Source organism: Pedococcus sp. KACC 23699, assembly GCF_045348425.1.
GTDB lineage: Bacteria > Actinomycetota > Actinomycetes > Actinomycetales > Dermatophilaceae > Pedococcus.
The window spans coordinates 3,230,301-3,243,854 of the sequence record NZ_CP157483.1; the positions used below are offsets into that span (position 1 = coordinate 3,230,301).

General features: G+C 70.9%; 5 protein-coding genes. 1 reads left to right on the forward strand and 4 read right to left on the reverse strand.

Annotated features, from left to right (window positions below; all coding sequences use genetic code 11):
- Both ABEG17_RS15230 and ABEG17_RS15235 read right to left on the reverse strand, forming a co-directional pair.
- Positions 1–4,548 (reverse strand): PKD domain-containing protein, encoded by a 4,548-nt coding sequence (locus tag ABEG17_RS15230; protein WP_406830324.1) that lies wholly within the window; start codon positions 4,546–4,548, stop codon positions 1–3.
- A 149-nt stretch (positions 4,549–4,697) separates the two neighbouring features.
- Entirely contained in the window at positions 4,698–8,036 is a 3,339-nt protein-coding gene (locus ABEG17_RS15235) for a PKD domain-containing protein (protein ID WP_406830325.1), read from the reverse strand.
- A gap of 242 nt (positions 8,037–8,278) precedes the next feature.
- Here ABEG17_RS15235 and ABEG17_RS15240 point away from each other — a divergent pair, with 242 nt between their 5' ends.
- The gene (locus ABEG17_RS15240) at positions 8,279–9,868 is read left to right on the forward strand and encodes an FG-GAP-like repeat-containing protein (protein WP_406830326.1); all 1,590 of its coding nucleotides are present in this window, start codon (positions 8,279–8,281) and stop codon (positions 9,866–9,868) included.
- Positions 9,869–9,919: 51 nt separating this feature from the next.
- Here ABEG17_RS15240 and ABEG17_RS15245 read toward each other — a convergent pair whose 3' ends face one another.
- Both ABEG17_RS15245 and ABEG17_RS15250 read right to left on the reverse strand, forming a co-directional pair.
- Positions 9,920–12,295, reverse strand: a complete 2,376-nt coding sequence (locus tag ABEG17_RS15245; protein WP_406830327.1) for a DUF3488 and DUF4129 domain-containing transglutaminase family protein — start codon at positions 12,293–12,295, stop codon at positions 9,920–9,922.
- Positions 12,292–13,551 carry a DUF58 domain-containing protein gene (locus ABEG17_RS15250; RefSeq protein WP_406830328.1) on the reverse strand — a complete coding sequence of 420 codons (1,260 nt, stop codon included), beginning with the start codon at positions 13,549–13,551 and terminating at the stop codon, positions 12,292–12,294. Before ABEG17_RS15250 ends, ABEG17_RS15245 begins: the two co-directional genes overlap by 4 nt.
- Positions 13,552–13,554 lie beyond the last annotated feature (3 nt).

Here is a 13,554-nt window from a genome sequence, read left to right on the forward strand (position 1 = left end):
TCACGGCCGGAACGTCACGACGAGCGCGGCCCACGAGCCGGCCGCGGTGGTGCCGTTCGCATCGAAGGTGCTGGTCGAGGTGGGGAGCCGCAAGGCCCGTCCCAGGTTCGTCTTGCCCACGGCCGCCGAGGTCAAGGGTGTCCAGGTCGACGACCACGTCGGGTTGGTGGCCGCGGTGAACGAGGCGACGACCCCGAGAACGACCTCGCGAGCCGCCGTGGTGGTGGCCGTGGCACCGGATGAGAATGCGGCGGTCGTGCCCGTGGCAGATGCTGCGCGGTCCAGTGCGGTGACGCCGGCCAGCTCGTCGGCGACCAGCTGGTAGGAGGTCGATCCGGGGAAGGTGACGGTGACCTTGGCGCCGGGTGCCAGTGGCTTGGCCGCCACCCCGGACAGGACGACCAACCGCCCGCTGCTCGCGACGATGTCACGAGCAACGGTGTAGCTGTTGCCTGCCGTGTCGGTCGCCGTGACCGTCCCCTTGGGCGACTTGGCGACGATCTGCAGGGTGAGGACCACGAGGTCACCCTGCCGCACCCCCGCCCCGGGGCCGACCGTCACGACGCCGGAGCTCTTCGTCGAGGTCGACGAGCTCGTGCCGAGTGTCGCCACGTAGGTGGGTGCGGGTGTGGTGGTCGTGACGGTCTGTTGGGCCGTCGATCCGAGGCCCGAGGTGTTGGCGACCGTGACGGTGACCGTGAAGGTCCCGGCGGTCGTGTAGGTGTGGGTGGCGCTCGGGCCGGCTTGGGCAGGGACGGTGGTGCCGTCACCGAAGTCGAAGGCATAGCTCAGGGTCTGGCCCTGCGGATCGCTCGATCCCGAGGCGTCCGCGGTGACGGCCAGCGGGGTCGTCCCCGTGCTCGGGGTGAGAGCCAGCTTTGCCACCGGTGCCTGGACCGGTGGTGGCGGGTCGCTGACGATCAGGCTGCCGACGGCCGTTGAGCCGAGGCCTGAGGTGTTGGCGACCGTGACGGTGACCGTGAAGGTCCCGGCGGTCGTGTAGGTGTGGGTGGCCGTCGGACTTGCCTGGGCGGGGACGGTGGTGCCGTCACCGAAGTCGAAGGCATAGCTCAGGGTCTGGCCCTGAGGGTCGGTGGAGGCCGAGGCATCCGCGGTGACGGCCAGGGGGGTCGTGCCCGTGGTCGGCGTGAGGGTCAGCTGCGCCGAGGGTGCCTGGGCCGGCGGCGGTGGGTCGCTGACCGCGACGGTGTTGGCCGTCGTGTCGGTGAGCCCTGAGGTGTTCCGCACGCTCACGGTGACCGTGTAGGCGCCACCGGAGGTGTAGGTGTGCGTGGCGACCGGGCTGGTCTGGGCGGGCACCGTCGTCCCGTCACCGAAGTCGAAGGCGTACGTGAGGGCCTGCCCCTGCGGGTCCATGGACGCCGAGGCGTCGGCGGTCACCGCGACCGGCGCCGTGCCGCTGCGCGGCGTGACGGTCAGGGCGGCGGCCGGTGGGGAGACCGTGGGGGGCTTGGTCGCGTTGACCGGAGCCGTGGTCGACGTGCTGAGCCCGGTGGAGCTCGTGACGGTGACCTTGGCGGTGAAGTTCCCCGGGTCCACATAGGTGTGGGTCGCGGTGGCAGAGGTCTGGGCGGGCAGCACCGTGCCGTCACCGAAGTCGAACGTGTACGTCAGCGCAGCCCCCTGCGGGTCGGCCGATGCCGAGGCGTCGGCAGTCACGTTGAGCGGCGCGACGCCGTCGGCGGGAGTCATGAGCAGGGAGGCGGTGGGGGGCTGCACGGGCGGCGGCGCCGGCGCGACGGTGACCGACGCACTGGCGGTCCCGATGACGCCGGAGGTGTTGCGAGCGGTGACCGTCACGGCATACGTGCCGGCGACCTGGTAGGTGTGGTTGGTCGTCGGACCGGCCTGGGCTGGGGCTGTCGTGCCGTCACCGAAGTCGAAGCTGTAGCTGAGGCTCTGGTTCTGCGGGTCGGTGGAGGCGCCAGCGTCGGCGACCACGGTCAGCGGTGCAGTGCCCTGGCTGGGGGTCAGGACGAGGTTGGCGACGGGCGGCTGGATGGGCGTCGGCACGATGTCGGGCTGGAACTCGAAGGCGCCGAGGTCGTCGAAGAGCCTGGGACCAGCGGCGAAGGCGTTGCTGACGTTGGGGTCCCGGACCCGGGGGTATCCGAGGATGTCGGTCGGCTGCGCTCCTGGGACGCTGCTGTCCCCTCGGTCGATGGCCGGCGAGCCGTCGGTGAGCATGAGGTTCCACGAGGCGGCGTCCGCAAACTTCGGGTCGCCCTGGACACCTGCGGCCTCCTGCCCGGAGGCCTTCTGCATGGCGGCGAGGGAGGTGAAGGTCGTCCCCCAGGCGTACATGACCCCGGTCTTGCTCAGGTGCACCAGGTTGTGGTCCGCGGTGCTGGTGGCTTGCGCCCCGTCCCACACACCGATGTTGCCGGCGCGCCTCGCGCAGGCGATCCCCGCGTAGGCGGGATAGGCCGCGTTGTCCACCACGACGTTGTTGGCGATCCGGTAGGACCCTGACGTGGCTCCCTCCAGGTTGATGCCGGTGGTGCAGTTGCGGAACACCGTGTTGCCGACGACCGTGCCGCCGGTGACGTTGAGGTCGTCGATCCCGTGGTCGCCGTTGTTGTACGTGACATTGTTGGTGACCAGGCTGTTGTTCGCCCCGGTGTAGAGCTGGATCCCGGTGTCCTCGTTGTCATGGGTGACGTTGCCCGAGATGATGTTGCCGGGGCTGGTGACGTTGACCCCGTTGGCGTTTCGCTGCCACCCCTGCGCGTTGAAGCTCGACCGGTTGTTCTGGACGGTGTTGCCGGTGGAGGTGTTGGTGACGTAGATGCCCGTGTCGCTGTTGTGGTTGGTGTCGTTGTCGGACACGACCGAGTTGTTGGTGGCCCGGATGCTGATGCCCGGGGCGGTGGCTCCCTGGGCCTGTCGACCCGCGTTCGTCACGGTGTTGCCCGTCACGGTGATGTGGTCACTCTTGGTGACGTAGACACCGTCGCCCGTGGTGGCCGTGAAGGTCAGGTTGGACAGCGTGATGTAGCTCTTCGCCGAGATGTATGCGGCGTTGGTGACCCCGTTGCCGATGACGGGGCTGCGACCGGGCCAGCTCGTGATGGTGATCGGTGCGCTCGCGGTGCCCGACAGCGAGGGCTTGATGGACTCGGCGTAGCTGCCGTTCCCGATGTAGAGGGCGGTGCCGGCCTGCAGGCGGCTGACTCCCTTGGTGATGGTGCAGAACGGCGCGTCCTGGGTGCCGGCACCGGAGTCGCTGCAGCTCGAGCTCGTCTTGTCCACGAACAGGTCGGTCGCGACCGCGATCACCGGCGGCGTCCCGATGACGAACTCGTCGAGGATGCTCCCCGCTGGGCAGGTCCTGTCCTCGCCCGACACCGACGAGTCGCAGACGGCCTGCAGCTTCAGGCCGGTGTCGCCGACGTCCACGCGCAGGTGCGACAGGTGCATCGCCCGCAGCGCGGTCCGAGCGTCCGTGCTCGTCCACGGTTGCTCGAGCGACGACGGTGCACCGACCGTCACGTGGGTGACGCCCTGGATGGGCTGGAACCGCTCGTAGTCGTGCGAGTGGCCGTTGATGTTGAGCACGTACTTGCTGTAGGACTCCCCGAGGCCTCCGAGGATGGAGGCGATCTGCGCCTCCCCGGGGTGGTAGCCGGTGGAGTACGCAGGGCGGTGGCCGAACGTGATGATGTACTTGACCTTCGGGTCGTCCTGAGCCTGACGCATGAGCGGTCCGGCCTTCGACTGCCAGTCGCTCCAGGCCCCGGTCCACGGCTCGGGGTAGGAGATGAAGCGCACCGGCCCCGCGTCGAACCAGCCCCAGTCGTTGCCACAGCATGAGATCGCCGGCGACCCCGGCGAGGCGGCGGCGTTCGGCATGAGGAGTCGGCCCTTGTAGTTGCGCAGGTCGTCCGACCCGGCCACGTCGTACTCGTGGTTGCCCCACGCCGGCATGTAGGCGGCCCGGGTGCTCCACCGCATGACGTCGTTGAAGTGCTGGTCCACAGCGGCCATGGATGTGCCGTTGGCGTAGGTGAGGTCGCCGACCATGAGCACGAAGGAGGGGTCGTCGGCACTGATGTTGTCGAGGGTCGCGCCCAGCTTGCTGAAGTTCGCCGTGTCGCCGACGTCACCGATCGCGTCGAAGCGGAACGTCGACGAGGGCGGCGCATGGAAGGTGTAGTCCGGTCCGCCGCCGATCGAGTAGTGGTAGGTGGTGCCGGCGACCAAGCCACCCAGCTGCAGCTGCCAGAACGGACCGGGCGAGGACCACGGCGTCCACGCCGGAGCCACCCCCGTTGCCGTCTGCCCGTAGTCGGTCGTGGCTCCCCAGCGCACGTCGTTGGCTGTTCCACGCCAGTCGAGCGCCACAGACGTCGGCCCGGTGAAGGTGTAGTGGACCTCGTCGGCCACAGGCGTGGCCCCGTTCGCCGAGACCCCCGTCCCGAGGACGAGCAACATCGCCGCCACCACGGTCGTCGCCCAGAGCGCGTAGCGCCTCTGCGCGTGCCGCAGGGTCGGACTGGTGGGCAGACGCCACGGCCGCGAGTTCATCCCCGAACGCTAGGAGCGTGGGGCGCCCCTGAGGACCCCTCGCGTGCTTAGCCGTCGCTACGCAGTCTTGTGGACCTTCGCCCGCAGAGCACTCGACCGGCGGGACGAGGTGCAGGTGCCATCGTCGGTGGTCCAGCTGTGAAGGAGCCTCACGGCTTGAAGGTGACCACCGCGGCCAACCAGCTCCCTGACGTCGTGCCACTCGCGGAGAAGGCCCCGGCACTGGTGGGCAGACGGTATGCCCGGTCCAGGTAGCTCGACCCGACGGCATACGGCGTGGCCGCCGTCCAGCCGCTGGCCCAGGTGGAGCCGGCCGAGCCGGCCGTGGTGGCCACCGCCGCGAAGACCACCTCGGAGCCCGCCGTCGTCGTGCTCGTCGGCCCGGAGGAGAACTGTGGCGCGGTGCCGCCAGCGACCGCGGTTCGGTCGAGCTGGGTCACGCCCACGTACTCGTCGGCCGTCATGCGAAACCCGCCCGCGGAGGTGGGGAAGGTCGCGGTGACCCGGTCGTTGACCGCCAGAGCCGTGCCGATCGGCGCGTAGAGGATGACGAGCCTGCTGCCCGCGCCGTCGGAGACGTCGCTCGCCACACGGTAGGTGTTGCCCTTGGAGTCGGTTGCGGCGACTCCACCGCTCGCGGTGCTGCCGAAGAGCTGGAGAGTGATCACGGCGAGGTGCCCGGAGCCGACGCCTCCCGTGCGCCAGACCGTGAGGTAGCCGGAGGTCTTGCTGCTCGTCGAGTAGTTGGTCGCGATCTGCGAGACGTAGGCCGGTGGCACCGGCGGTGGTGGTGCGGTGGTCACGGTGACCTGGGTGGTGGCGGTGTTGGTCAGGCCGGCGTCGTTGGTGGCGGTGACGCGCACGGTGTAGGTGCCGGCGGTGGTGAAGGTGTGGGTGGTGCTGGTCGCGGGTTGGGGTCCGACGGTGGGGGTGTTGTCGCCGAAGTCGAAGGTGTAGGTCAGGGCTCGGCCCTGGGGGTCGGTGGACGCGGCTGCGTCGGCGGTGACGGCCAGTGGTGCGGTCCCGGTGGTGGGGGTGACGGCCAGTGCTGCAACCGGTGCTGCGGGTGGTGGTGCGGTGGTCACGGTGACCTGGGTGGTGGCGGTGTTGCTCAGGCCGGCGTCGTTGGTGGCGGTGACGCGCACGGTGTAGGTGCCGGCGGTGGTGAAGGTGTGGGTGGTGCTGGTGGCGGGTTGGGGTCCGACGGTGGGGGTGTTGTCGCCGAAGTCGAAGGTGTAGGTCAGGGCTCGGCCCTGGGGGTCGGTGGACGCGGCTGCGTCGGCGGTGACGGCCAGTGGTGCGGTCCCGGTGGTGGGGGTGACGGTCAGTGCTGCGACCGGTGCTGCGGGTGGTGGTGCGGTGGTCACGGTGACCTGGGTGGTGGCGGTGTTGCTCAGGCCGGCGTCGTTGGTGGCGGTGACGCGCACGGTGTAGGTGCCGGCGGTGGTGAAGGTGTGGGTGGTGCTGGTCGCGGGTTGGGGTCCGACGGTGGGGGTGTTGTCGCCGAAGTCGAAGGTGTAGGTCAGGATCCGGCCCTGGGGGTCGGTGGACGCGGCTGCGTCGGCGGTGACCGCCACGGGTGCGGTGCCGGTGGTGGGGGTGACGGCCAGTGCTGCGACCGGTGCTGCGGGTGGTGGTGCGGTGGTCACGGTGACCTGGGTGGTGGCGGTGTTGCTCAGGCCGGCGTCGTTGGTGGCGGTGACGCGCACGGTGTAGATGCCTGGACTGGTGAAGGTGTGGGTGGTGCTGGTGGCGGGTTGGGGTCCGACGGTGGGGGTGTTGTCGCCGAAGTCGAAGGTGTAGGTCAGGGCTCGGCCCTGGGGGTCGGTGGACGCGGCTGCGTCGGCGGTGACGGCCAGGGGTGCGGTGCCGGTGGTGGGGGTGACGGCCAGTGCTGCGACCGGTGCTGCGGGTGGTGGTGGTGGTGGTGGTGCGGTGGTCACGGTGACCTGGGTGGTGGCGGTGTTGGTCAGGCCGGCGTCGTTGGTGGCGGTGACGCGCACGGTGTAGGTGCCTGGACTGGTGAAGGTGTGGGTGGTGCCGGTCGCGGGTTGGGGTCCCACGGCGGGGGTGTTGTCGCCGAAGTCGAAGGTGTAGGTCAGGGCTCGGCCCTGGGGGTCGGTGGACGCGGCTGCGTCGGCGGTGACGGCCAGGGGTGCGGTCCCGGTGTTGGGGGTGACGGTCAGTGCTGCGACCGGTGGAAGGGGCGGTGCCACCGCCGGGAGCTCGTAGGCACCGAGGTCGTCGAACAGGCGCGGCCCCTCCGCCAGGCTGTTGTCCACGGCCGCGTTCCGCACCCTCGCCGTGCCGATGATGTCGACCGGCTGCTCGCCCGGCGCTGCGGAGTCGCCCCGGTCGATCGCCGGGGACGACGGCGTCAGCCGGAAGTCCCGGCCCGGTGCGGAGACGAAGGCGGGATCGGCTTGCGTGCCATGGGTCTCCTGACCCTTCGACGACCTCAGGGCCGCCAGCGAGGTGAAGCTCCCGCCGAAGTAGTAGAGCGTGCCTGACTTGCTGAGCCACACCAGGTTGTGGTCGGCCACCGTGGTGGGGGGTGCCGAGTCGTAGACGCCGATGTTGCCGCCGCGCCTGGAGCACGAGATCCCGTTGTAGGTCGGGTAGACGGCGTTGTCGACGGCGATGTTGTTCTTCACCACGAAGTCGTGGGACGTGCCCTCGATGTTGATGCCGCTGGTGCAGTTCCGGTAGACCGTGTTCCCGATGATCTGCCCGCCGTCCACGTTCAGGTTGTCGATGCCGTGGTCGCCGTTGTTGTAGGTCACGTTCAGCGTGGTGAGGTTGTTCCCGGCCCCGCCGTAGAAGTTCAGGCCGCTGTCCTCGTTGTCATGGGTGGTGTTGCCGATGAACGAGTTCGCGGTCGAGACGATCCAGATGCCGGTCGCCATGCGCGTGTAGACCGCGGCGTTGCCTGCCGCCTCGTTGTAGCTGAACGTCGTACGGGTCGTCCCCGAACCGGCATACAGACCCGACTGCGTGTTGTAGCTCGCCGTGTTCCCGGTGACCAGGGAGTCGGTGGTGGAGGAGAGGAAGATGCCTGAGGCGGTCGCGCCGCTCTGCGGTCGGCCCGACCCGGTCACCCGGTTGCCCGACAGGGTGATGTGCGTGCTGGCAGCCACCGAGATGCCATGGCGCACCGTCGAGGTGACGCTCAGGCCCGACACGGTGACGTAGTTCCTGCCGGAGATGAGGACGCCGTTGTTCTTGCCCACCCCGACGGTCGGGCTCCGCCCGGGCCACGCGGTCACCGTCACCGGCTGGGACGACGTGCCTGAGACCGGCGGCGTCACGGTCTCGGCGTACGACCCGTTGCCGATGTAGAGGGTGGCACCGGGCGCGAGCTTCGACAGGCCCTTGGTGACCGTGCAGAACGGGGTGAGGGCCGAGCCGTCGCCGGTGTCCGAACAGCCGGGGGTCGTCATGTCGACGAAGTACTCCGTGGTCGCCGCGGCCGCGGGGACCGAGCTCACGACCCCGAGTCCCGCGAGCGTTCCAACCAGCGCCCCTGCCAGGCACCGGCGGCCCCATGCAGGTCCGCGCAATCCCACATGGCCACGGTAGGTGCGGTGCCGTGGCCACCACCCCCTGCCTGCGACGCAGAGTCCCTACGACGCCGGTCGTAGATCGGGTCGACGCCGTGCTGGGCGGTGCCCTTGGTCCCTGTTCGAGGGGGAGCGCCTGGTGTGGACTTGGATCGCGACAAGGAGGTGCCATGGGTCACCACAGACGACGCTCCATCGTGGGCCTGGCGGCCGCAGCAGCGTGCGTCGCGACCCTCGTGTCCACGGCGCCGCCGGCTGCTGCCGCCCCGATGTTCGGCCTGGACATCTCGTGGCCGCAGTGCGGCAAGGAGCTGCCCTCGCCCTCGCCGCAGTTTGTCATCGTGGGGCTGAACGGGCCTCCTGCCAAGGGCACCCAGCAGGGCCTGCCGTTCATCGCGAACCCCTGCCTCGCCGACCAGGTCGCCTGGGTGAAGGCGAACGCCAAGCCCTCGCAGGCCTACACCATCGCGGCATACCCCACTGCCGGCCAGTTCGTCACCCACCGCGCCGACGGTCCGTGGTCACCGACCACGAAGGCGGGACAGCTGTCCAACGTCGGCTACGCCGAGGCGACGTATGCAGCGGGCAGCCTCGGTGCTGCCGGTTTCGCGCCGCCGGTGGTCTGGATCGACGTCGAACCCCTAGCGGCCCAGCCGTGGCCGACGGCCACGGCCCAGCAACGCCTGGAGAACCGCTACGTCCTCGAGGGGCTGATGCGCGGGCTGCGCGACCACGGGCTCGCCTACGGCCTGTACTCGTTCGCCTCGGGATGGGAGGCGATCACGGGGTCCTGGCGGGTGCCCGGAGTTCCGGTCTGGGCCACCGCGGGCCGCTTGGACTACCCCGGCGAGGCGCTCGCCCGGTGCACCCAGCCGAGCTTCTCCGGTGGACGCGTCCTGCTGTCGCAGTGGACTGACGGGCAGCTCGACTATGACCGCACGTGCGAGCCGTATGCGTTCACGCCGCTGGCGGTGCCCGCCTCGACCCTGTCCGGTGCCACCGCTGACTTCAACGGCGACTGGAACAACGACGTGCTGGCGCGCGTCGCGGCGACCGGCGACCTCCGTCTGTATGCGGGCACGGGACGAGGCGCCCTGACGGCCGGGGTGCGCATCGGCGCGGGCTGGAAGGGGATGAGTGCCCTGGAGACCCCGGGGGACTTCGACGGCGACGGCCCGCTGGACGTCCTGGCTCGGGAGGCTTCGACCGGCTCCCTGTGGCTCTACCGCGGCAACGGCAGGGGCGGATGGCTCCCGCGGGTGCGGGTCGGGACCGGGTGGAACGGGTTCTCCGCGATCGTCGGCCCGGGGGACTTCTCCGGCGACCAGCGCGTCGACCTGCTGGCGCGGGAGCGGGCCACGGGATACCTCTGGCTGTACCCCGGCAACGGCCGCGGCGGATGGCTCCCGCGGGTGCGGGTCGGGTCGGGGTGGAACATCTTCAATGCCATCGTGGGACCTGGTGACCTCAACGGTGACGGCAGGGCCGACGTCGTGGCGCGCGAGACGGCGACCGGCTACCTGTGGCTGTACCCGGGGAACGGCAACGGAGGCTGGCTCCCGCGGGTCCGGATCGGCAGCGGGTGGGGATCGATGACCGCAGTGGCGAGCGCCGGAGACCTCAACGGGGACCGCACTCCAGACCTCCTGGCCCGCGACCGGTCCGGCGTGCTGTGGCTCTACCCGCGGACCGCGACGGGATCGTGGTTGCCGAGGGTCCGGGTGGGCGGCGGCTGGAACGGCATCAACGCCATCTTCTGACGCGCGGTCCGTGACTCAGCTGGTGACTCACCTGCGAACTCACCTGCGAACTCACCTGCGCTCGGCCCGGCGTTCCTGCCACCGCTCCCACGGGGCTCGCGCCATCCCGGCGACCCGCTCACGGCGCTCGCGCCACTCCAGCAGGCCGTCGCTCGGCCACCAGACCGCCCGCAGCCGGTCCTTGCGCCGCCGGACCCCCGAAACGGCCTTGACCACGTGCTGGGTGTCGGGCCGGACATCGGTGACGGTCGTCCCGGGTGGGGCGTAGCGCGAGCGCTCGACGCCGTCGACGACGCGCCGAAGAGCCTGCGACTCCTCACCCTCGAGGTAGGCCTCCCGCTGGTAGAACCGTCCGGCCTGGCGCGGCGTGCTTCCCCGCGGAGGTATGACGCCGAGGTCGCCGAGCCGTTCGACCATGGCCTGCCACTCGATCTCGACCCGGGTCGATTCGTCGGGGGCGTCCTTGAGCCGGCGGCGCAGCCTGGCCCTCGCAGCGAGGGGAACGGCCAAGGAGCCCAGGAGACCGAGGACGAGGGCCAGCAGGACCCACAGCAGCACCGTGCCGGCCCTGCCGCCGAGGAACGACGTGCTGTCGTTCTGCGTGCCGGAGGTCGTCGTCGGGTTCTGCGCCCCGGGGTCGTTGGCGCCGTCGCGTCGGGTGCTCGAGGAGGCCGAGCTGGTCGCGGTGCCCGTGGACGACGTGTCGGTCGTGTCCGGGGTGGTGGGGGCCAGTGAGTACGGCGGAGCGACGGTGTTCTGGGTGCCCGACGGGGTGGGTTCGAAGCGCAGCCACCCGACGCCCTCGAAGTAGAGCTCGGGCCACGCGTGCGCGTCCGAGGCCCGCACCGTGTAGGTGCCGCGGTCGGCGGTGCCGGGGAGGAAGCCGATGGCCATGCGGGCGGGGATCCCGCTCTCGCGGGCCATCATCACCATGGCCGTGGCGAACTGCACGCAGTACCCGACCTTGGTCCGCAGGAACAGCGAGATGGCGTCGGGGGCCTCGGACTGCCCGAAGCGGTTGTTGACGGTCGTCGGCAGGTTGAGCGAGTACGTGAAGCCGCCACCGCTGCGCAGGTAGCTCTGGATCGCCCGGGCGGCCTCGATCCGGCTGGCGCCCTTCGGCACCACGGTGTCGACGAGGTCGCGCACCAGCGGCTCGGAGGCGGGATCCACCTGCAGCTCGGGCGGCAGCAGGGCGCCGGTCGCCCGCTGCACCGGCTGGTCGAGGGTCGCCGGCGTCGGGTTGAGGGCCAGGTAGTTGAAGCTGTAGGAGCTCGCCGTCCGGTTGACGCTGGCGACCGACGTCCGGCGGTCCAGGCCCCAGGCCACCCCGTCGAGGTCGCCGGAGACCAAGGGCGTGGGTGCGGCGATCTGGGGCGCCTCGATGCGGGACTCGTCGACGGAGATCCGGTAGGTCTCGCGGGGGACGCTGTCGTCGAGCTCCTGCGGGAGCTGGATCTCCGGCCGTCGCGTGTAGCGGACGTCGGCGTCGTCCGGACGCCACTGGTCGTTGGCGTAGTTCTCCAGGACCCCGACCCGCAGGGGGGTCAGGATGGGCGCGTTGGTCGTGTAGGACAGGACCGGGGCCTTCGACGGGCTCTTCAGGCTGCGGGTCAGGTCGAGCGTGGACTTGAGCCCGACCTGGCCGTCGCTGAACCCGGTGGCGTCGCTGGACCGGCCCAGGCCGTCGATGAGGTAGCGCGTGGGCAGGTGCGGGATCAGCACGGGCAGGGCCACCGCGATGACGAGGCCGGCGACGGCGAGCGTCCGCCCGACGGCGGCATACCCGTAGACACCGTCGTTGTCCTCGGAGCTGCGGCGGCCCGTGGTGCTCATCGGCAGGGTGGTGCTCCACCGCCGCAGCGAGGAGATGCCCTGGCGGCCGAGCATCAGCAGCCAGATGCCACCGGCGGCGACGAAGAACATCGGGTTGAGGGAGTCGCCGGAGTTGGAGGCCGAGATGAGGAACGCGGTGAGCAGGGGGAGCCCGGCCATGGCGGGGGAGCGACGCATGACGGCGAGGTGGTCGACGAGGACCGCGGTCACCCCGATGGCCAGGCCGATCCCCAGGATGATGCCGCGGTCGGTGGGTGCGGGCGCGGCGTAGTTCTGCACCGTGAGCCGCGCATCGACGAGCAGGCGGTTGAACGCGAGCACGGTGTCGATCGAGGGCAGGCCGTACCAGAGGTGCCCGCGGCCGTAGATCCATCCCGACACCAGCACGATGCCGGCGAGCTGGGAGAGCCCGACCAGCGCCCACGAGGTGGTGACCATCCTCGCGAGGACGCCGGTGAGGACGACGACGAGGATCACGACGATGGTCGGTCGTACCCAGGTGTTGGGTGTGAAGAGCGTGGTCAGCGGCCAGGCGACGACCGCGGAGGCGGCGCCGGCCAGCAGGGACTCGGGGAGGCGGCCGCGGCTCATGCCACGCCCACCCTTCGGGTCCCGCCGGACAGCACGCCCCACACGGCGGCGAGCGGGTCGTCGGAGGTGACGACGGTGACGCCCCAGCCGGCGCCACGCAGGACCGGGACGCACGACAGGTCCGAGCTGGTGCCGGGCCGGCGACGACTGGCCCCGAAGCCGGCGGGGTCGAGCACGATGGCCAGCGCGGTACCCCCGGGCTGGCGCAGCGACGCGACCTGGCGGGCCATCTCCTCGTCGAGCTCGGTGACGACGGCCAGCACCAGTCCGCCCGAGGAGGTGACCGGGTGCGCCGCCTGGATCACCTCGGCGAACTGGTCGTCCGATCCGGGTTGGGCCATCGCGAGCACGTCGAGCATCGGGTCGAGCTCCATCGCCGACGCGGCACGGCTGTCCTCGGCGGTGTCGTCGGTGATCAGGTGCACGGCATACCCCTGGTCGAGGAGGTGCACGCCGATGGAGGCGCACGCGGTCACCGCCCACTCGAAGGAGCTGGAGCTGCCCGAGCCGTGGTGCCCCCGGGAGCGGGAGTCCAGGACGATCGCGGCCCGGCGACGGGCCGGCCGGTCCTCCTGCCGCACCATCAGCTCACCGGTCTTGGCCGTGGCCGGCCAGTGGATCCGGCGCAGGTCGTCACCGTCGCGGTAGGACCGGATCGAGACGTCGTCCTCGCCGTGGAGGGCGACCATGTGGGGTATGGCGCCCTCGGCACCGACGCCGCTGCCCGGCGGCAGCCCGCCGCCCAGGGGCAGGAGCTTCGGCAGCACGAGGACGTCGCTCGCCCCGGAGATCGCCGCGACGCGGGTGCTCAGGCCGAACGGGTCGCGCAGGCGCACGCCCAGGGGGCCGAGGCGGTGTCGGCCGCGCACGTGGGAGCGCACGGTGTAGTGGACCTCCTGGCGGTCGCCCCGGCGCAACCGGGGCACCACGAAGCGCGGGCGGTCGCCCAGGGCGTAGTCGAGCTGCTCCTCGGCCATGAGCAGGGGGCTCGCGGCGCCGCCGGCGTTCTCGATCCCCAGGGTGACCACGGACTGCTCGTCGACCTGGATCCGTCCGGGCACGGCGGTGCGCTCGAGGGCGAACCGAAGGTCGTGCCGTCGCATGAGGAGCCCGCTGAGCAGGGGCAGGGCGACCAGGAGGACGCCGATGCGGGTCAGGTCGGTGAACCCGAGCCCGATCCCGCACAGCACCAACGTGATTCCCGCCGCGACGAAGGCCCGCCCGCGGGTGGTGAGGAGGTCGCGAAGTCTGCGCACGCC